This window comes from Nonomuraea sp. NPDC059023, assembly GCF_042740095.1.
Lineage (GTDB): Bacteria > Actinomycetota > Actinomycetes > Streptosporangiales > Streptosporangiaceae > Nonomuraea.
In genome coordinates this window covers 20,457-40,679 of the sequence record NZ_JBHYIO010000010.1, presented here as the reverse complement: position 1 = coordinate 40,679, position 20,223 = coordinate 20,457, and the positions used below count along the sequence as shown (strand labels likewise).

The 20,223-nt window shown below is 70.6% G+C and carries 16 protein-coding genes; 12 read left to right on the top strand and 4 right to left on the bottom strand.

Annotated features, from left to right (window positions below):
- The first annotated feature begins 5 nt into the window (after positions 1–5).
- The 4 genes from gatB to ACFWYW_RS18595 all read left to right on the top strand — a co-directional run bounded on the left by gatB (position 6) and on the right by ACFWYW_RS18595 (position 4,141).
- Positions 6–1,493 (top strand): Asp-tRNA(Asn)/Glu-tRNA(Gln) amidotransferase subunit GatB, encoded by a 1,488-nt coding sequence (gatB, locus tag ACFWYW_RS18610; protein WP_379641022.1) that lies wholly within the window; start codon positions 6–8, stop codon positions 1,491–1,493.
- Positions 1,494–1,642: 149 nt separating this feature from the next.
- Positions 1,643–2,971, top strand: coding sequence for an MFS transporter (locus ACFWYW_RS18605; RefSeq protein WP_379612030.1), 1,329 nt, complete (start codon positions 1,643–1,645; stop codon positions 2,969–2,971).
- A 562-nt stretch (positions 2,972–3,533) separates the two neighbouring features.
- Positions 3,534–3,827: a hypothetical protein gene (locus ACFWYW_RS18600; RefSeq protein WP_379612029.1), complete on the top strand. Its 294-nt coding sequence runs from the start codon at positions 3,534–3,536 to the stop codon at positions 3,825–3,827.
- On the top strand, positions 3,824–4,141 hold the full coding sequence (locus ACFWYW_RS18595) for a type II toxin-antitoxin system PemK/MazF family toxin (protein ID WP_379612028.1): 318 nt from the start codon (positions 3,824–3,826) through the stop codon (positions 4,139–4,141). The genes ACFWYW_RS18600 and ACFWYW_RS18595 overlap by 4 nt, the downstream gene beginning before the upstream one ends.
- A gap of 366 nt (positions 4,142–4,507) precedes the next feature.
- Here ACFWYW_RS18595 and ACFWYW_RS18590 read toward each other — a convergent pair whose 3' ends face one another.
- The 3 genes from ACFWYW_RS18590 to ACFWYW_RS18580 are packed head-to-tail and all read right to left on the bottom strand — an operon-like array spanning position 4,508 to position 7,515.
- Positions 4,508–6,031, bottom strand: coding sequence for a tripartite tricarboxylate transporter permease (locus tag ACFWYW_RS18590; RefSeq protein WP_379612027.1), 1,524 nt, complete (start codon positions 6,029–6,031; stop codon positions 4,508–4,510).
- 3 nt (positions 6,032–6,034) lie between these two features.
- Positions 6,035–6,541 carry a tripartite tricarboxylate transporter TctB family protein gene (locus tag ACFWYW_RS18585; protein WP_379612026.1) on the bottom strand — a complete coding sequence of 169 codons (507 nt, stop codon included), beginning with the start codon at positions 6,539–6,541 and terminating at the stop codon, positions 6,035–6,037.
- The gene (locus tag ACFWYW_RS18580; RefSeq protein WP_379612025.1) at positions 6,541–7,515 is read right to left on the bottom strand and encodes a Bug family tripartite tricarboxylate transporter substrate binding protein; all 975 of its coding nucleotides are present in this window, start codon (positions 7,513–7,515) and stop codon (positions 6,541–6,543) included. Before ACFWYW_RS18580 ends, ACFWYW_RS18585 begins: the two co-directional genes overlap by 1 nt.
- Before the next feature lie 136 nt (positions 7,516–7,651).
- On the opposite strand from ACFWYW_RS18580, the gene ACFWYW_RS18575 reads away from it, so the two are divergent.
- From ACFWYW_RS18575 to ACFWYW_RS18565, 3 genes are all read left to right on the top strand, one after another.
- The gene (locus tag ACFWYW_RS18575) at positions 7,652–9,211 is read left to right on the top strand and encodes an ATP-binding protein (protein WP_379612024.1); all 1,560 of its coding nucleotides are present in this window, start codon (positions 7,652–7,654) and stop codon (positions 9,209–9,211) included.
- Complete coding sequence (locus ACFWYW_RS18570; protein WP_379612022.1) at positions 9,208–9,858, top strand: response regulator; 651 nt, start codon at positions 9,208–9,210, stop codon at positions 9,856–9,858. Before ACFWYW_RS18575 ends, ACFWYW_RS18570 begins: the two co-directional genes overlap by 4 nt.
- 90 nt (positions 9,859–9,948) lie before the next feature.
- Positions 9,949–11,919 (top strand): VanW family protein, encoded by a 1,971-nt coding sequence (locus ACFWYW_RS18565; protein ID WP_379612021.1) that lies wholly within the window; start codon positions 9,949–9,951, stop codon positions 11,917–11,919.
- Here the strand turns inward: ACFWYW_RS18565 and ACFWYW_RS18560 are convergent.
- Positions 11,900–12,925 carry a PQQ-dependent sugar dehydrogenase gene (locus ACFWYW_RS18560; protein ID WP_379612020.1) on the bottom strand — a complete coding sequence of 342 codons (1,026 nt, stop codon included), beginning with the start codon at positions 12,923–12,925 and terminating at the stop codon, positions 11,900–11,902. The genes ACFWYW_RS18565 and ACFWYW_RS18560 overlap by 20 nt on opposite strands.
- A 38-nt stretch (positions 12,926–12,963) precedes the next feature.
- Here ACFWYW_RS18560 and ACFWYW_RS18555 point away from each other — a divergent pair, with 38 nt between their 5' ends.
- The 5 genes from ACFWYW_RS18555 (at position 12,964) to ilvC (ending at position 20,164) form a co-directional block, all read left to right on the top strand.
- On the top strand, positions 12,964–13,872 hold the full coding sequence (locus ACFWYW_RS18555) for a 2-hydroxyacid dehydrogenase (protein WP_379612019.1): 909 nt from the start codon (positions 12,964–12,966) through the stop codon (positions 13,870–13,872).
- A gap of 178 nt (positions 13,873–14,050) precedes the next feature.
- On the top strand, positions 14,051–16,684 hold the full coding sequence (locus ACFWYW_RS18550) for a putative bifunctional diguanylate cyclase/phosphodiesterase (RefSeq protein ID WP_379612018.1): 2,634 nt from the start codon (positions 14,051–14,053) through the stop codon (positions 16,682–16,684).
- Positions 16,685–16,899: 215 nt separating this feature from the next.
- The gene (locus ACFWYW_RS18545; RefSeq protein WP_379612017.1) at positions 16,900–18,633 is read left to right on the top strand and encodes an acetolactate synthase large subunit; all 1,734 of its coding nucleotides are present in this window, start codon (positions 16,900–16,902) and stop codon (positions 18,631–18,633) included.
- Positions 18,633–19,157 (top strand): acetolactate synthase small subunit, encoded by a 525-nt coding sequence (ilvN, locus tag ACFWYW_RS18540; RefSeq protein ID WP_184960445.1) that lies wholly within the window; start codon positions 18,633–18,635, stop codon positions 19,155–19,157. Before ACFWYW_RS18545 ends, ilvN begins: the two co-directional genes overlap by 1 nt.
- 23 nt (positions 19,158–19,180) lie before the next feature.
- Positions 19,181–20,164: a ketol-acid reductoisomerase gene (gene ilvC / locus ACFWYW_RS18535; protein WP_379612253.1), complete on the top strand. Its 984-nt coding sequence runs from the start codon at positions 19,181–19,183 to the stop codon at positions 20,162–20,164.
- Positions 20,165–20,223: the final 59 nt, after the last annotated feature.

Sequence of the window (20,223 nt, the reverse complement as noted above, 5' to 3'; positions counted from 1 at the left end):
CCGTGATGGCTTTCGACGAGGCGCTGGGCCGGTTCGAGCCCGTTCTCGGCCTGGAGACCCATGTCGAGCTCGGTACCGCCTCCAAGATGTTCTGCGGCTGCAAGACCACGTTCGGCGCCGCGCCCAACACGCAGACCTGCCCGACCTGCCTGGCCTTCCCCGGCGCGCTGCCGGTGGCCAACGAGGCGGCGATCGAGTCCACGATCCGCATCGGCCTGGCGCTCAACTGCTCCATCGCCGAGTGGTGCCGCTTCGCCCGGAAGAACTACTTCTATCCGGACATGCCGAAGAACTACCAGATCTCGCAGTACGACGAGCCGCTCTGCTTCGACGGCTACCTCGACGTCGAGGTCGACGGCGCGACCGTGCGCGTCGAGATCGAGCGTGTGCACCTGGAGGAGGACACCGGCAAGTCCACCCACGTGGGCGGCGCCACCGGCCGCATCCAGGGCGCCGACTACTCGATCGTCGACTACAACCGCGCCGGCATTCCGCTGGTCGAGATCGTCACCAAGCCGATCCCGGGCACCGACCGGATGGCGCCCGAGGTGGCCAAGGCCTACGCCACCGAGCTGCGCGAGATCATGCGGTCGCTGGGCGTCTCCGACGTACGCATGGAGGAAGGCTCCATGCGCTGCGACGTGAACGTCTCGCTGATGCCGCGCGGCTCCTCCGAGTGGGGCACCCGCACCGAGACCAAGAACGTCAACTCGCTGCGCAGCGTCGAGCGGGCGGTCCGTTCCGAGATCGAACGGCAGGCCCACATCCTGGCCGAGGGTGGCAAGATCATCCAGGAGACCAGGCACTTCCACGAGGACACCGGCACCACCACGCCCGGCCGTTCCAAGGAAGAGGCGCAGGACTACCGCTACTTCCCCGAGCCCGACCTGGTCCCCATCGCGCCCGACGCGGCGTGGGTGGCCAGGCTGAAGGCGGAGCTGCCCGAGCTGCCGCTGGTCAAGCGCAGGCGGCTGCAGGCCGAGTGGGGCGTGTCCGACCTCGACATGCAGGCCATGCACAACGCCGACGCCATCGACCTGGTCGAGGCGACGGTCGCGGCGGGCGCCCCGGCGGCCGACGCGCGCAAGTGGTGGATGGGCGAACTGGCCCGCCGCGCCAACGAGAGCGGCACCACCCTGGCCGACCTGCCCATCACCCCGGCCGACATCGCCCGCGTGACAGTGCTGGTCGCCTCGGGCTCGCTCAACGACAAGCTGGCCCGCCAGGTGCTTGAGGGCGTCCTGGCCGGCGAGGGCACGCCCGACGCGGTCGTGGCCGCGCGCGGCCTGGAGGTCGTCAACGACGAGGGCGAGCTGTCGGCCATCATCGACGAGGTCCTGGCCGGCAACGCCGACGTGGCCGACAAGGTCCGCTCCGGCAAGATCGCCGCGGTGGGCGCGCTGGTCGGCGGCGTCATGAAGGCCAGCCGAGGCAAGGCCGACGCCGGCCGCGCCCGGCAGCTGATCCTGGAGAAGCTGGGCGTCTCCGAGTAGTTCCCAAGGGCCCTGCCGTCGCGGCGGGGCCCTTGCTCCGAGAGTAATTCCAGTCATTCTGGATATAGAAGCTCTAGGACTATGGGCCCATGTGGACCTAGGACCACGGCACGATGTGCGATCCCGGGCGTCGCCGTACTTTCATGGGCATGAAGCGCAGAGCATTGACAATTGGCCTGGTGGCGATGGTGTCGCTCGTCGCCTTCGAGTACATGGCGGTCGCGGTCGCCATGCCCGTCGTCGCCCGCGAACTGGGCGGACTTGAGCTGTACGGCCTGGCCTTCAGCGGTGCCATGGCCGCCGGTGTGATCGGGACGGTCCTGGGCGGCCGATGGGCCGACCTCCGCGGGCCGCTGGCGCCGCTTTGGGTGGGAGCGGTGACGTTCGCCGGCGGTCTGGGGCTGGCCGGGTTCGCGCAGAACATGGAGATGCTGATCGCCGGACGCCTCGTGCAGGGTTTCGGCGGGGCGCTGGTCCAGGTCGCCCTGTACGTCGTGGTCGCCAGGACCTACCCCGAGGCGATGCACCCGAAGATCTTCTCGTTGTTCGCGACGGCATGGGTGGTGCCGTCCATGGTGGGGCCGGCGATCGTCGGAGTCGTCGTGGAGACGGCCGGATGGCGCTGGGTCTTCCTGGGCGTGCCGATCCTGACCGCGATCGCGGCACTGGTCCTGTTCCGTGGTCTGGTGGGCCAGCCGGTCTCCGGCGGGCAGGCCGACACCGCGCCCGGCATGGTCGGCAAGCTCGGCTGGGCCGCGGTGACCGCCGTCGGCGCCGGCCTCATGCAGTACGGCAGCCAGGGCCAGGTACTCCTCCTCGTCGCCGGCCTGGTCGTCCTGGCGCTGGCACTGCCGAGGCTGCTGCCCGCCGGCACGCTGCGCGCGGCCAGGGGCCTGCCCTCGGTCGTGGCCCTGCGCGGCCTGGCCACCGGCGCCTTCTTCGCCGCCGAAGTGATCATCCCGCTGATGCTGATCAGCCAGCGCGGACTGTCGACCTTCGTCGCCGGCATCGCCCTGACCGGCGGCGCCCTGACCTGGTCGCTCGCCTCGTGGCTGCAGGGCCGCGAGGTCTTCAGCCGGATGACGAACCTGCGCGGCGGCACCGCCCTGATCGCCCTGGGCATCCTGCTGATGGGCGCGGTCACCTTCGAGCCGGTGCCGATCTGGCTGGCGTACCCGTCGTGGATCATCGCGGGCTTCGGGATGGGGCTGGTGTACCCGACCCTCTCGGTGCTGACCCTCGAACTGTCCTCGCCTGGAGAGCAGGGGGCCAACAGCTCGTCGCTGCAGGTGGGCGAGGCGGTCTTCTCGGTGGTGGCGGTCGCGGTCACCAGCGCCCTGTTCACGGCCGCGGCCTCGGGCTACTGGACCGTGTTCGCGGCGACGCTGGTGATGGTGCTGGCAGGCGTGTGGGTGGCCCCCCGCTTCGGCGTGACCACCCCGGGCCACCAGAAGACCGCGGTGACCACCGCCGCATAACCCCTCCCAGCCCAGAGCCGGACGCCCACCCAGGCGCCCGGCTCCTCCACGTCCCGCCCCCGCCCCAGCTCGCCCCCCGCCCCAGCCCACCCGCCCCCGGCCATCCCGATCTATGCACCATGTGCCGTGCGCCGAGCAGTGTGACCCACGCTGCGCAGCGCGCGGCTGGTGTCGCGCTGGGTGTCGAGCAGCGCGGGTCGCGCCCCAGGCCGCGTGCTGTGCGCTGCGTGCCTCGCTCCATAGACCGCGCCCCGACTCGCGTGCCCCTGCCTGGTGCGCCGCATCGCGCTGCACGGGCCGTGCGGCGATTCGTGTGCCAGGCACCGCACCGACCCACGCAGCGGGTGTCGCGTGCCGTGCACCTCGCCTTCGGCTCGCGTTCTGTGAAGGGCGACCCGTGCGGGCGGGGGTTGGGTTGGTCTGGGGTACGGTCGCCGCCCCGTGAGCCGGTTGGACCGGTCGCCGCGAGCGGTGGGTCGGTGGGCGGCCGGAGGCTCCACGCAAGGCGTGCACGAGCAAGCGCCATACTATCTGCATCAGAATGTGATGTAGAATCTGATGCATGATGAGCACCAAGCGCCAGACCGTGCCCCTGGATGCAGAAGACATCAAGTTCTTGTCCCACCTGCGCGACAGCGACGCCTACCGCGCGACGCTGGGCAAGCTGTCCGGTCGGGAGTTCGTCGAAGGCGCCTCGGAGGCCGCACTGCTCTCCGCGCTGCTTGCCGCGGGACGCGCCGCAGTGGAGGAGAAGGTCGCCATCACCGGCTACACGGCTTGGGCGGACGACATGAGCGAGGAAGACCTGGACTACCGCGCCGCCATGCGCAACCGCAGGCGGGATCGCGGCCAGTGAACGACTTGATCATTCCTCTCCGTGGGCGTGTCTATGAAGCCGATCTCGGGCAAGGTCGCAAGCCATGGCTGGTGGTGTCCAACAACGCCCGCAACAAGGCGATCGACGACGTCCTCGTCGCCCGGATCACGACCACGCGAAGAGACCTTCCGTCGTGGATTCCTCTCGGGCCCAACGACCCGCTGGCCGGATTCGTCGTCTGCGACGATCTGAGCGCCATGTTCCGTGACGAGATCCAGCGCGACATGGGTGCGCTCAGCCTGGCGACCATGATTGAAGTCGGCAAGGGCCTGGCACGCGCCCTGGCGCTCTGATGGACAGCGCACCGGCGTGCTGCGCCGCTGGTGCAGGATGTCGTCGTCGCGCCGGGTGATCGTGTAGCGCGTCTGCGCCAGGGTGCTCGGGATGGACCGAACGTGGTGCACCAGGCACCCCGGTCTTTCCTGCCCCACACGCGCGCAAGCCGCCTGCCGAAGGCGCGCACAAAGTGAAACGCCCGAGCGCAGCGAGGTCCGGCAGGGGTCGAGCCTCAGCTCGACTGGAGAAGCGCCTGGAAGCCGCACACGCGGAGCGCGCCAGGGTGGAAGACCGTGTTTGTGGCGCCGCCGGTGGACAAGGCCGGCGGGGCCACAACGTCTTTCCCCAGGAACCACTCGGGTGATGCCCCGTTTCGCCTTCCCCTACTCGGGGCGTGACTCAGGTGTGACCGCTCTGTCGCGCCTCCGTGCCATCAGCTTTCTGAAGAGCGGGGTCAGCAGCGCTAGCGCCGACAACACGAGCAGCACCACCGCGATCGGGCTCTTGACCAGTACGGTCACCTCGCCCGCCCCGATGGCCAAAGCGCGGCGGAGCTGGATCTCGGCCATCGGGCCCAGGATCATGCCGATCACCGCGGGCGCCACCGGCAGGCCGAAGCGCCGCATCGCCCAGCCCAGCAGGCCGAGGATGAAGAGCACGATCAGGTCCACGGCCGAGGCGTTCAGGGCGTAGACGCCCAGCGCGGCGAACATCACGATCCCCGCGTAAAGGTACGGCCGCGGCACATGCAGCACCTTCGCCCAGAGCGGCGCCAGCGGCAGGTTGAGCACCAGCAGCATCGCGTTGCCCACGAACAGGGATGCGATCATGCCCCAGACCAGGGCCGGGTTGTGGTCGAAGAGCTGGGGCCCGGGTTGCAGGCCGTACTGCTGGAAGGCGGCCAGGAGGATCGCGGCGGTGGCCGAGGTGGGCAGGCCCAGGCTGAGCAGGGGGACCAGGGTGCCGGCCGCCGAGGCGTTGTTGGCCGCTTCCGGGCCGGCTACGCCCTCGATGGCGCCCTTGCCGTATTCCTCGCGGGCCACGCCGCGGGCCAGCTTCTTCTCGGTCGCGTACGACAGGAAGGTGGGGATCTCGGCGCCGCCGCCCGGCAGCGCGCCGAACGGGAAGCCCAGCGCGGTGCCGCGCAGCCACGGTTTCCAGGAGCGCGCCCAGTCGGCCCGGCCCAGGTACGCGCGGCCGACGGGGATGACCTCCGGCGGCACGTGCCGTAGCCGGGAGGCCACGTAAAGGGCCTCGCCCAGCGCGAACAGGCCCACCGCGACGATCACCACGTCGATGCCGTCGAACAACTGCGGGATGCCCAGCGTGAGCCTGGCCTGCCCGGTCTGCTGGTCGATGCCGACGAGCCCGATCGCCAGGCCGAAGCCGAGCGAGGCCAGGCCGCGTACGACCGAACGGGACAGCACCGAGGAGACGGCGGTGAAGGCCAGGATGGCCAGGGCGAAGTAGTCCTCCGGGCCGAAGGCGATCGCGAACGCGACCACGGCCGGGGCGGCCACCACGAGCAGGCCGGTGGCCAGGGTGCCCGCGACGAACGAGCCGATGGCCGCCGTGGCCAGCGCTTGGGCGGCGCGGCCCCGCTTGGCCATCTTGTTGCCCTCCAGCGCGGTGATCATGGAGGAGGACTCGCCGGGGGTGTTGAGGAGGATGGAGGTGGTGGAGCCGCCGTACATGCCGCCGTAGTAGATGCCGGCGAACATGATGAACGCGCTGGCCGGCGGCACGGTGAACGTCACCGGCAGCAGCAGCGCGACGGTCATGGCCGGGCCGATGCCGGGCAGGACGCCGACGAGTGTGCCGAGGGTGACGCCGACGAGCGCGTAGAGCAGGTTGACCGGCGTCAGCGCGGAGGCGAAGCCGTCGAGCAGGAGCTGGAGGGAGTCCATGGCTCAGATCACCCCTTCCAGGAGGCCGGCGGGCAGGTTCACGCCGAGGCCCTTGACGAAGGCGAGGTAGGTGCCGAGGCCCAGGACCACGCCGATGATCGCCGCGCGGACGCGGTGCTCGGCGCCGAGGGCCAGCGACAGGCCGAAGAACAGCAGGCTGCCCGCGATGACCCAGCCGAGCGTGTCGAGCAGCGCGGTGAAGGCGAGGAAGACGCCGCCGACCAGCCCGACCTGCTTGAGGTCGGCGGGGGCGTCGGCGTCGATGTCCTCGCTCTCCTCGGGGTCGCCGCGGCCGCCGCGCACGACGTCGATCACGTAGAACACGCCCACGACGGTGATGGCGCCGCCGACCAGCATGGGGAAGAACCTCGGGCCCAGGCCGACGACGGAGGTCGCCGCCTCCACGTTCAGGGTGCCGACGATCACGTAGACGCCGACGGCCAGCAGGGCCAGCGCCAACCCGAGTTCGGGTCGCCACCAGCCCCGCTTCTTGCTCTGGGTGGGCTCCATCAGGAGACGAGGCCCATCTCGGCGATGATGGCCTTGACCCGGGTCTGCTCGGCGTTGAGGTACGAGGCGAACTGGTCACCGGTCTGGAACGAGTCGATCCAGCCGTTCTTGGCGACCGCGTCCTTCCACGCCTGCGAGGCGTGCATCTTGGTGACCAGGTCGGTCAGCGCCTTCTTGTCGGCGTCGGACAGGCCGCCGGGGGCGACCATGCCGCGCCAGTTGGCGATCTCGACGTCCAGGCCGCCCTCCTTGATCGTGGGCGCGTCGAGGTCGGGCAGGCGCTGCGGGGAGCTGACGGCCAGGGCGCGCAGCTTGCCGGCCTTCACCTGCTCGGCGAACTCGCCGACGCCCGAGATGCCGATCGTGGCCTTGTTGCCCAGCAGGAGGTTGAGTGCCTCGCCGCCGCCGGAGTTGGCGACGTAGTTGATCTGCTTGGGGTCGACGCCCGCGGCCTTGGCCATGAGCCCGGCCAGGATGTGGTCGGTGCCGCCGGCCGAGCCGCCCGCGATCGAGACGGTCTTCGGGTCGGCCTTCCACGCCGCGACCAGGTCGGCGACGGTCTTGAGCTTGGACTCGGCGGGTACGACGATGATCTCGTACTCCTCGGTCAGCTTGGCGATCGGCGTGGTGTCCGCCAGCGTGACCTTGGACTTGTTCTGCTCGATGGCGCCGACCATGACCAGGCCCATCGTCATGAGCAGGTTGCCGTTGCCCTTCTCGCCGGCCAGCTGGGCCAGGCCGATGGTGCCGCCGGCGCCGGGCACGTTGTAGACCTCGACCTTGCGTGAGGGGTCGGCCTGCTTGATCGCCTGCTCGGCGGTGCGCGAGGTCTGGTCCCAGCCGCCGCCGGCGTTGGCGGGCGCCATGATCTTCAGCGTGCCGCTGCCGGAGGCGCTCGTGCCGCCGCTGTTGCCGCAGGCCGACAGGGCGGCCACGGAAAGGGCCGCGAGCGCGGCGAATATGCGCAAGCGCATGATCACTCCAAGGGGGGTTCTCACGTTCGGTGAACTGCGATCGTGAGCCGAGAACCCCTCCCGGTCGAGCCTTTACGCACTTGCCGTCTTTTTGTTCGTATTGGTCGCTACCCGCCTGTGACCTGGGCCTGTTTCCATGAAGCGCGTGAGGAGGGTCACAAACGCCTCGCTCGGCACTCAGCTGTTCGTGCTCCAGATGGTGATCGTTTTGCTCGCCGTCGGTGGTACGGCCGTCGTGTGGGCCGGGCACACGCGTACCCAGCTGAACTCGCGCTACCAGCAGCGCGCCCTGGCCATCGCCCAGTCGGTGGCGGGCATGCCGCAGGTCCGCGAGGCCTTTAACGCGAAAAATCCGGAAAAGGTGTTGCAGCCGCTCGCCGTCAGCGTCCAACAGGCCACCGGAGCCGACTACGTCGTGATCGCCAACCGCGAGCAGACCCGCTACGCGCACCCCAACGCCACCCTGATCGGCCGGAAGCTGTCCACCGACGGCAGCGGCGTCATCGAGACCGGCCGCACCTGGGTCGGCACCGAGACCGGCACCATCGGCACCACCGTCAGGGGCAAGGCGCCCGTCTTCGACGAGTACGGCACCGTGATCGGCCTGACCTCGGTCGGCGTGCTCGAGGCCACGGTCAGCGAGCAGTTGTTCGACACCCTGCCGCCGTTGTTGTGGACGGCGCTCGCCGTCCTGTTCGCCGGTTCCGCCGCCGCCGCCCTGATCACCGCGCGCGTACGCAGGCAGACCTTCGGCCTGGAGCCGCGCGAGATCGCCGCGCTGCTGGAGCAGCGCGAGGGTGTGCTGCACGGCGTGAAGGAGGGCGTGCTCGCCCTCGATCTCACCGGACGCGTCACGCTCGTCAACGACGCCGCCCGCGAACTGCTCGGCGAGGTCGGCGAGGACCTCACCGCGATGCCGGTCTCCGACCGCATGCGCGACGTGCTCGGCGGCGCCGACCCGGGCGAGGACCGCATCGTCCTGCACGGCGAGCGTGTGCTGGTGCTCAACCGCACCCCGGTCTCGGTGCGCGGCCAGCACCGCGGCTGGGTGGTCACCCTGCGCGACAGGACCGAGCTGGTACGGCTGGCCCGCGACCTCGACGACGCCAGCAGCGCCACCGAGGCCCTCCGGGCGCAGGCCCACGAGTTCGCCAACCGCATGCACACCGTGGTCGGCCTGCTCGAACTGGGCGAGCAGGAGGCGGCGGTCTCCTTCATCACCAGAACCACCCGCAGCACCTACGCCGTCGGCATCCGCGAACGCGTCCAGGACCCCACGCTGGCCGCCCTGCTGCTGGCCAAGTCGGCCGAGGCCGCCGAGCGCGGCGCGACGCTTGAGCTGGCCGAGGACTCCGCGGTGCCCGAGGGCGTGCTCGGCGACCCGCAGGACGCCGTTCTGGTCGTCGGCAACCTGGTGGCCAACGCCATCGACGCGCTCGACGGAGCACCCGGCACGATCGAGGTGTCGGTCAGGACCACCGCCGACGGCCTGCACGTGCGCGTCGGCGACTCCGGCCCCGGCATCACCCCCGGCCTGGTCGAGGAGGTCTTCAGGGAGGGCTTCACCACCAAGGCGGCGCGCGCCGGCCAGCGCGGGCTCGGGCTGGCGCTGACCAGGCAGGCGTGTTTGCGGAGGGGCGGCTGGGTGAACGTACGCAACGAGGGGGGAGCGGTCTTCACCGCGCTGCTGCCATGATCAAGGTGCTGGTCGTCGACGACGACTTCATGGTGGCCAGGATCCACAGCGGCTACGTCGCGCGGATGCCGGGCTTCGAGGTCGTGGCCGCTGCCCACACCGGCAACGACGCGCTGGAGGCCGTCCGCCGCTTCCGTCCGGACCTGGTGCTGCTCGACATCTATCTCCCCGATCTGTCCGGCCTCGACGTGCTCAAGGCGCTCAACGACGTGGACGTGCTCATGATCAGCGCCGCCCGCGACCTGCCCACGGTCAGGGAGGCGATGCGCAGCGGCGCGGTCAACTACCTGATCAAGCCGTTCACCGCCGCCGCGCTGGCCGACCGCCTGCGGCAGTACGCCGCGAGCAGGAAGCGGCTGACCGCGCTCGGCCCCGAGGTCGGCCAGGACGAGGTCGACCGGCTGTTCGGCGCGCTGAAGACGCCGCTGCCCAAGGGCCTGTCGTCGGCCACGTGCGAGCTGGTCGCCGACACGCTGCGCGCCGCGGCCGGCGACCTGTCGGCCGCCGAGGCGGCCGCTCTGGCCGGCCTGTCGCGGGTCTCCGCCCGCAGGTACCTGGAGCACCTGTGCGCGGTGGGCAAAGCGGAACTCCGTCCGAGGTACGGCACCGCCGGCCGCCCAGAACACCGCTACCGCTGGATTGGTTGACCCGAGATAACCCATTTCCCGTGACATACCGGGATACCCGTGCCTTACTGTTGCCTGAGGAGAGGCTGCGGAGCAGGAGGAGATAGAGGCGTGCGGCGCGCCGGACCGATCGATTCACCGACCGACCCGTTCGCCTCGGTGCCCTTGCCCATGCCCGGCAAGAAGCCACCGAAGGTCGAAGGACTGCCGCCTGGCGTCTCACGGGATATTTTCGGCGCCACCGGCCAGCCCGAACCCAAGCCGGAACCGGCCGCCGGCGGCGGACTGCCGCCCGTGGCCCCGCCGCCCACGCCCTGGCCGATGCAGGAACCCCAGCCGTCCGCCTCCTTCCGGCCCGCCGAGCCGCCGCCCCGGCCGCCCGGCTACGACCCCGAGCCGCACCGCCGCCGTATCCTTCCCACGCTCCTGCTCGTCCTCGTGGTCCTGGGCCTGCTGGCCTACCTCGTGCCCGCGGTCGTCATGTCCGGCTCGGTGCTGCGTGGCACCCGCGTCGCCGGCATCGACATCGGCGGGCTGACCGTCACCCAGGCCGCCGACAAGCTCCGCGCCGAGCTCGCCGCCCGGCTCGACCGGCCCGTCACCGTCAGCATGGGCGGGCGCGAGGAGAGCATCCAGCCCGACGAGGCCGGGCTCGAACTCGACGTGGTCGCCACCATCGGCGAGGCCCCCAGCGGCTTCCCCACCCCCGCCGAGGTCTGGCGGGCCCTGACCGGCACCACCGACCTCCAGCCGAAGATCTCCATCGACGCCGCCCAGCTCGCCAGGACCGTCGAGGGCCTCGCCGAATCCGTGGACAAGGCGCCCAAGGAGGGCCGCGTCGTCTTCTCCGGCCTGCGTCCGCGCGCCGTACCGCCGCAGGACGGCCTGCTCCTCGACCGCGACGCCGCCGTGCGCGCCATCAGCACCGCGTTCCTGCGCTCCCAGGGCGACGTGGCGCTCAACATGGTCCCGGCCAAGCCCGAAACCACCGAGGAAGCGGTACGGCAGGCCGCGGCCCGCGCCAAGCGGGCGGTCGCCGCCCCGGTCACCCTGACCAAGGACGGCAAGCAGGCCGAGCTCACCCCCGCCGCCATCGCCGCCCACCTCACCTTCGTCCCCGACGGCAAGGGCGCGCTGAAGCCGCAGTTCGACGCGGAGAAGGCACTGGAGCCCATCGAGGGCAAGCTGGTCGACCTGGCCCAGCGGCCGGCGGACGCCACGTACCAGATCATCGACAACAGGCCCGTGCTCGTCCCGGCCCGCCAGGGCAGGGGAGTGGACGCCGGCAAGCTGGCCGAGGACATGAACCGCGTGCTGACGCAGGGCGGCGGCCGCACGCTGGCGGTCTCGCTCGGCGCGGTCAAGCCGCGGCTCAGCACCGGGGCGGTCAGCGGCCTCGGGATCAAGGAGAGCGTCGCGACCTTCACCACGCTGTTCGACTGCTGCCAGGCGCGCGCGACCAACATCCAGAAGATGGCCCAGCAGCTCGACGGCACGATGGTGCTGCCGCGCAAGACCTTCTCCTTCAACGAGGTCATGGGCCAGCCGACCGCCGAGGCCGGTTACCTCGAAGCTCCGCAGGTCGTCGGCGGCCGGATGGTCAACGTCGTCGGCGGCGGCGGCTCGCAGTTCGCCACCACGCTCTACAACGCGGTCTTCCTCGGCGGCTTCGAGAACGGCGAGCACACGCCCATGGACTACCACGCCCCCCGCTACCCCGAGGGCCGCGACGTGGCCGTCCTCTACCCCCGCCGCGACTTCACCTGGGTCAACAACTCCCAGTACGGCGTGCTGATCAAGACCGCCTTCTCACCCACCTCGGTCACGGTCACGCTGTGGAGCACCCGGCGCTACGACAAGGTCGAGGCCGTCGTCTCCGACCGCCGCGAGGTCACCCCGTTCCGCCGCCAGAGCAGCAGCGAGGCCGGCTGCCTGCCGACCGCCGGCCAGCAGGGTTTCACCGTAGACGTCACCCGCGTCTTCTACGACAACGGCAAGGAAGTCAAGCGGGACAAGAAGGTGACCACCGAGTACCGCCCGCAGGCGCAGGTCACCTGCGCCGCTAGGAACGGCGTGGAGTGACGGCGAGGATCCTGTCGTCGTCCTGGGCGGGTGAGCCTCTGCCGTCCTTGTTGCTCGTGCCCACCCACAGCGAGCCGTCGGGGGCCACGGCGACCGCGCGCAGCCTGCCGTAGGTCTCCTCGAAGTGGGCGACCGGCTTGCCCGGCCGGCCCTCGGCGTCCAGCGGGACCTGCCACAGCCGGGCGCCGCGCAGCGCGCCCACCCACAGGGAGCCCGCCGCGTAGGCCATGCCGGACGGCGAGGCCTCGCCGGTGCCCCAGGTGACGATCGGGTCGGCGAAGGCGGAGTCCTCGCCCTGGCCCTCCTCCTGCGGCCAGCCGTAGTTGCGGCCCTCGACGATCTGGTTGACCTCGTCGAAGGAACTGGCGCCGAACTCGGAGGCGTACATGCGGCCCTTCTCGTCCCAGGCCATGCCCTGGACGTTGCGATGGCCGAGCGTGTGGATCCGGGCGTCGCCGTCCACGCCCATGCGCAGGATCTTGCCGCCCAGCGAGTCCGGGTCCTGGGCCAGGGGGCGCTCGCCGGCCTCGCCGGTCGAGGCGTACAGGAAGCCGTCGGGGCCGAACGCGAGGCGGCCGCCGTTGTGGATGCCGGCCTTCGGGATGCCGTCGACCAGGACCTTCGGCTGCGCGATCGTGTCACCGTTCAGGCGGTAGCGGACGATCCTGTTGTCCTCGGCCGCGGTGTAGTACAGGAAGACGAAGTCGTCCTTGACCGCGACGCCCATGAGCCCGCCCTCGCCGCCGGGACTGACCTCGGAGATCTTCGCCACCTCGGTGACCTTGCCATGCGGCGTCACGCGCAGCAGCCGCGCGCTGTCGCGCTCGGTGACCAGGGCGTCTCCGCCGGGCAGGAACGCGATGCCCCACGGCACGCTCAGGCCGGAGGCCACGACCCGTGGCTCGTCCGGCGGCGGGGCGGCGGGCACGTTGGCGGCGGGCGTCACCGCGCCGCCGGTGGAACACCCGGCCAGCGCGAGCAGGACGATCAACCAGAGCTTCCTCATGCCTTCCATACTGACCCCCGGGTCGTAAGGTTCTCGGCATGAAGATCTGGGTGCCGTCAGAAGCCATGATTGACGTCCTTTCCGACCTGCCTCGCGTTCAATGCGTGGTCTATGACGGGAAGGGGGGATTGCCGGACGGGATCGAGGACGTCGAGGTCTGGGTGCCGCCGCTGATCACGCCGCCCGACGTCAAGGGGACGCTGGCCAAGATGCCCTCGCTGCGCCTCGTGCAGACGGTCACGGCGGGGGTGGAACCGTACCGGCCGAACATGCCCGAGGGCGCGGTGCTCTGCAACGCGCGCGGCGTCCACGACGCGGGCACCGCCGAGTGGGCGGTCGGCGCGATGATCGCGGTGCTGCGCGAGTTCCCCGAGTTCGTGGACGCGCAGCGCAGGGGCGCCTGGACCTACCACCACACCGGGGTGCTCGCCGACTCCACGGTGCTGATCGTCGGCTACGGGTCCATCGGCGGCGCGCTGGAGCGGCGGCTCGACGGGTTCGAGGTGGACGTCGTCCGCGTGGCACGCACCGCGCGCGAGGGCGTGCACGGCATGGACGAACTGCCCGAGCTGCTGCCGCTCGCCGACGTGGTCGTGCTGCTCGTGCCGGCCACCGCCGACACCGCGGGCATGGTCGACGCGGCGTTCCTGGCCCGGATGAAGGACGGCGCGCTGCTCGTCAACGCGGCCAGGGGCGGCGTGGTCGACACCGACGCCCTGGTGGCCGAGCTGAAGTCCGGCCGGCTCAAGGCGGCCGTGGACGTCACCGCACCCGAGCCGCTGCCCGATGGGCACCCGCTCTGGTCGGCTCCGGGCCTGCTCATCACCCCGCACGTCGCCGGCAGCACCCCCGCCTCCGGCCGGCGCATGCTGCGCCTGGTGCGCTCCCAACTGCTGCGCTATCTGGCCGGCGAGCCGTTGAACAACGTCATTTCCGACACGTATTGAGAGGAATCCGGAACGTGGCTGGTCCGTGACCTTCGGTGCGTACGGTTGTCGTCTACTGGGCCCTCTTGACTCCCAGTCAAGGAGGGCTCGGGAGCAATTCGGTCTGTGTGGTTATCAGATCGGTGACGACATCGGCGTTGTCACCACTCGCGTACCCGGCACCGCACACACTGTCGATGTGAGGGCAAGGACTGTGATCCGCTGGCGTGACCCACGGGCGCCGATTACGGCCGCCGCCGCCATAGGCGCGGCCGGTTTCGCCATGGCGCTGGCGGTGGGCGGGCCGGCGCCGGCGACCGGTGCGATCGCGGGAGTGACCGCGGCGCTGCTGGCGGCGGTATCCCTGCTGGTGAGCGCGTTCAGGTCGGGCGACCCACGGCACGCGGCCGGGGCGCGCTGGCTGGGCGCGGGCGCGGTGGTGTGGTCGGCCGGCGTCGGCGTGCGGCCGATAGCCTCCGGCTTCATCCTCAGCTTCGCCGACCTGCTCGTGCTGCTCGGCGCCGTCCTCATGGCGGGCGGCGCGATCATCGCCTCGGGGCGCAGGACCACCGCCAAGGCGGCGCTGCGCTACCTGATCGACGCCTATCTGTGCACGGCCGCGCTCTTCCTCATCGGCTGGGTCGTCGCGCTGCGCCAGGTCTACGCGGAAAGCTCGCCCGGCTTCACCTTCATGCTGCTGCCGGCCATGGTCTGCCTGCTGGTGACCTGCGCGACCATCCCCGTCGTGGTCAAGGGGACCCTCTCCGGCCTGCCGCTCGGCCTGGCCGGGATCGGCGTCCTGGCCACGACCACGATCGCCGAGACCGCCTCCGCCGTGGCCAGGCTCGGCGAGGGCACCCCGCCCACCTGGAGCCTCGTGCTGGCGCCGGTGGCGTTCCTGCTGCTGGCGGCGGCGCCCTGGGGCGTGCGCCGTGGCGGCGACGAGCGGCCCGCGAGCGGTCCCGCCGTGGCCGACCTGCTCGCGCTGGTCCCGCTCGCCCTGGTGGCCGTCTCGGTCGTCGTGCTCGCCGCCCACCTGGCCGGCAGCCGCGACCGCCCGGTCACGGGCGTCGTGGTGGTCGCCGCCTCGGTGGTGCTGATCCTCGTGCTGCGCCTGTTCGTGCTGGCCACCTCGCACGCCCGCCTGCGCGGGCTGGTCGCGCTCGGCGACCGGCAGCTGCGCGAGCTGGCCGAGAGTTCGGGCGACGTGGTGCTGCTGTGCGACTACGACGGCACCGTGCGCGAGATCGGCGCGGGCGTCGAGGTCACCTACGGCTACCGCCCCGAGGAGATCGTCGGCGGCTCGATCTTCGACTACATCCACCCCGAGGACCTGCCCGGCATCCAGATCGCGCTGCGCGCCATGGGCCTCGACGAGGACTCGGCGGAACCCGGCGCCTGCCTGATCGCCTGCCGGGTGCGCGCCGCCGACGGCACCTGGCGGCCCACCGAGTCGGTGGCCACCCGCCACGTGGGCGGCGAGGACGTGCTGCTGATCACCACCCGCGACATCAGCGACGAGGAGGCCCTGCGCAACCAGGTCGTCCACCTGACCTTCCACGACGGCGTCACCGGGCTGCCCAACCGCTCCTACTTCGAGGAGCGCACCCGCGAGGTGGTGGCCGGACGCGTCTACGGGCAGGCCGCGATCTTCCTCGACCTCGACGGCTTCACCTCGGTCAACGACTCGGTGGGCCACGCCAGCGGCGACACCCTGCTCGGCCAGGCGGCCAGGCGGCTGCGCGGCGTCGTACGCCCCGAGGACACGCTCGCCCGCTGGGGCGGCGACGAGTTCGCGGTGCTGGTGGAGACCGGCGGCGAGGCCCAGCTCGCGGTGGACGTGGCCGAGCGCCTGCTGCGCGCGGTCTCCCAGGAGCCCTTCCGCGTGGCCGACCGCGACGTGGCGCTGACCGCGTCCGTGGGCGTGGCCTTCGCCGAGGAGGAGATGCCCGCCGGCGACCTGCTGCGCAACGCCGACGTGGCCATGGCCAGGGCGAAGGACCTGGGCGGCCGGCGGGTGGAGGTGTTCGCCGCGCAGATGCACGCCGACGCCGTGCGCCGCCTCGAACTCGCCGCCGACCTGCAGCGGGCACTGATCGAGAACCAGTTCGCGATCGAGTACCAGCCCGTGGTGGACCTGGCGACCTCGCGGGTGACCGCGGTGGAGGCGCTGGTGCGCTGGTGGCGCGGCTCGACGTTCGTGCCGCCCGAGCAGTTCCTCGGCCCCGCCGAGGACACCGGGCTGATCGTGCCGCTGAGCGAGTGGATCCTGCGCGAGGCCTGCCGCGAGGTGGCCGCCTGGCGGGCGTCCTCCTGGGACATCGGCCTGTCGCTCAACCTCTCGGCCCGGCAGATCACCGCGCCGCGCTTCGTCGAGACGGTCTCACAGGCCCTGGAGGAGAGCGGCCTGCCGGCCTCCGCGCTGACCCTTGAGGTGATCGAGGAGATGCTGGTGGAGGACGCCGAGGAGACGATCTCCCGGCTGTCGGAGCTGCGCGCTCTGGGGGTACGGCTGGCCATCGACGACTTCGGCACCGGCTACGCCTCGCTGGCGTTCCTGCGGCAGCTCCCGGTCGACATGATCAAGATCGACCCCAGCTTCGTCTCCGGCCTGGGCCGCGACGAGACGCTGACGCTGCTGACCAGGACGATCGTCCGCCTGGGACACGACCTGGGCCTGATCGTGGTGGCCGAGGGCATCGAGCGTCCCGAGCAGCTGGAGAAGCTGCGGGAGATGGGCTGCACGCGAGGCCAGGGCTTCCTGGTGGCGCGGCCGATGGCGGCGCGCGGGGTCGACACCCTGATGCGTACCAGCCTCCAGTCCGCCCTCTGATCCCAAATAATGAGATAGCTGTCCAGCAAGTTGACACTGTGGGCCATTGAGCGGCTAAGGTGGCAGCATGCTTCGCAGTGAGATTCTCGTAGTACTTCGCCGGCGCGCGGGCCGATAGCGAAGCACTACGACCTGCGCGCCGCCCCAGTCCCACCCCCCGGTGGGGAGGGGCCTTTTTTATGTCCTTAAGTGTCTGGCCTTTAAGGAACGAGCCGATGACCGAACGGATGACAGGTGCACAGGCCCTGGTCAGGGCCTTGGAGCACGTGGGAGTCGACACCGTGTTCGGGATTCCCGGCGGAGCGATCCTCCCCGCCTACGATCCCCTCTACGACTCGGTCAAGGTCCGGCACGTGCTCGTACGCCACGAGCAGGGCGCCGGCCACGCGGCCGAGGGATACGCGCAGGCGACCGGCAAGGTCGGCGTGTGCATGGCCACCAGCGGCCCCGGCGCGACCAACCTGGTGACCCCGATCGCCGACGCCTACATGGACTCGGTGCCGATCGTGGCCATCACCGGCCAGGTGGCGAGCGCGGCCATCGGCACGGACGCCTTCCAGGAAGCCGACATCTCCGGCATCACCATGCCGATCACCAAGCACAACTTCCTGGTGACCGATCCCGCGGAGATCCCGCGCACGATCATGGAGGCCTTCCACATCGCCTCCACCGGCCGTCCCGGTCCGGTCCTGGTGGACATCTCCAAGGACGCGCTGCAGGCCCAGACCGAGTTCCACTGGCCGCCGACGATGCAGCTGCCGGGCTACCGCCCGGTGACGCGGCCGCACTCCAAGCAGATCCGCGAGGCGGCCAAGCTCATCGCCGAGTCGCGGCGCCCCGTCCTCTACGTGGGCGGCGGCGTGCACAAGGCGGGCGCCTCCGCCGAGCTGCTGCAACTGGCCGAGCTGACCGAGATCCCGGTCATCACCACGCTGATGGCGCGCGGCACCTTCCCCGACGGCCATCCCCAGCACATGGGCATGCCCGGCATGCACGGCAGCGTCTCTGCGGTCGGCGCGCTGCAGAAGGCCGACCTGATCGTCGGCCTCGGCGTCCGCTTCGACGACCGGGTGACCGGCCAGCTGTCCACGTTCGCGCCGTACGCCAAGATCGTGCACGCGGACATCGACCCGGCCGAGATCTCCAAGAACCGCCACGCGGACGTCCCGATCGTGGGCGACTGCAAGGAGGTCATCACCGACCTCATCGGCGCCGTCGGGACCGCGGGCAAGGGCGACTACGCCGAATGGTGGACGCTGCTCAACGGCTACAAGGAGACCTACCCGCTGGGCTACGACGAGTTCGAGGACGGCTCGCTGGCCCCGCAGTACGTGATGAAGCGGCTCAGCGCCATCGCCGGGCCGGAGACGTACTACGTGGCCGGGGTCGGGCAGCACCAGATGTGGGCGTCGCAGTTCATCGACTACGAGAACCCGGGCACGTTCATCAACTCCGGCGGGCTCGGCACGATGGGCTTCGCCGTCCCGGCCGCGATGGGCGCCAAGATGGGCCGGCCCGAGGCGACCGTGTGGGCGATCGACGGCGACGGCTGCTTCCAGATGACCAACCAGGAGCTGGCCACCTGCGCCATCGAGGGTGTGCCGATCAAGATCGCGGTCATCAACAACGGTAACCTCGGCATGGTCCGCCAGTGGCAGACCCTGTTCTATGACAAGCGTTACTCCAACACCGACCTGCAGACCACCCGCCGGATCCCCGACTTCGTGAAGCTCGCCGAGGCCTATGGTTGTGTCGGCCTGCGGTGCGAGCGGCCCGAGGACGTGGACGCGACCATCAAGAAGGCCATGGAGATCAACGACGTGCCCGTCGTGGTCGACTTCGTGGTCCACCAGGACGCGATGGTCTGGCCGATGGTGGCCGCGGGCACCAGCAACGACGACATCAAGATCGCCCGGGACATGGCCCCGGTCTGGGACAGCGAGGACTGATGAGCAGACACACGCTCTCCGTGCTGGTGGAGAACAAGCCCGGCGTGCTGGCACGCGTCTCCTCGCTGTTCAGCAGGCGAGGCTTCAACATCGACTCACTTGCCGTCGGGCCCACCGAGCACGACGACATCTCCCGGATGACCATCGTGGTCAGCGTGGAAGAACTCCCGCTGGAGCAGGTCACCAAGCAGCTCAACAAGCTGGTGAACGTCCTGAAGATCGTCGAGCTGGACACCTCGCTGTCCGTGCAGCGCGAGCTCATGCTCATCAAGGTCAAGGCCGACGCCGACAGCCGCTCGCACGTGCTCGAACTCGTCCAGCTCTTCCGCGCCCGCTGCGTCGACGTGGCGGCCGACGCGGTGACCATCGAGGTCACCGGCACGCCGGACAAGCTCGAGGCCTTCGTGAAGGTGCTTGAGCCGTTCGGCATCAAAGAGCTCGTTCAGTCGGGCATGGTGGCCATCGGCCGCGGCGCCCGTTCCATCACCGACCGGTCCCTCAGGGCACTGGACCGTACCGCCTGAAAGGTTTTCAGCAAGTGACCGAGATCTTCTACGACGACCACGCCGATCTGTCCATCATCCAGGGCAGGGTCGTGGCCGTCATCGGGTACGGCTCCCAGGGCCACGCGCACGCCCTGTCCCTGCGCGACTCCGGCGTGGACGTCCGCGTCGGGCTGCCCGAGACCTCCAAGAGCCGTGAGCTGGCCCAGGCCGAGGGCCTGCGCGTCGTCACCCCGGCCGAGGCCGCTGCCGAGGCCGACCTCATCATGATCCTCGCGCCGGACCACCTGCAGCGCGGCATCTACGAGAACGACATCCAGCCGAACCTGCAGGAGGGCGACGCGCTCTTCTTCGGCCACGGCCTCAACATCCGCTACGGCCTCATCGAGGCGCCCGAGGGCGTCGACGTCGCCATGGTCGCCCCGAAGGGCCCCGGCCACCTCGTGCGCCGCCAGTACCAGGCCGGCCGCGGTGTGCCGTGTCTCGTCGCGGTCGAGAAGGACGCCTCGGGCAAGGCCTTCGACCTCGCCCTGTCGTACGCCAAGGGCATCGGCGGCACGCGCGCGGGCGCCCTGAAGACCACCTTCACCGAGGAGACCGAGACCGACCTGTTCGGCGAGCAGGCCGTGCTGTGCGGCGGCGTCTCCGAGCTGATCAAGGCGGGCTTCGAGACGCTCATCGAGGCCGGCTACCAGCCCGAGGTCGCCTACTTCGAGTGCCTGCACGAGATGAAGCTGATCGTCGACCTCATGTACGAGGGCGGCATCTCCAAGATGTACTGGTCGGTCTCCGACACCGCCGAGTACGGCGGCTACACCCGCGGCTCGCGCGTGGTGACCGAGGAGACCAAGAAGGAGATGAAGCGCATCCTCGAAGAGGTCCAGAACGGCACCTTCGCGCGGCAGCTGGTCGAGGAGTTCGAGAGCGGCCAGAAGGAGTTCACCCGCCACCGCGAGGAGCTGGCCGAGCACCCGATCGAGAAGACGGGCGCTCAGCTGCGGCCGATGATGAGCTGGCTGAAGGCCTGATCGCGCTTTCCTGAGGGGTGGGGGCGCGGGGGGGGCCCCCCCCAAGCGGCGGAAAAGGA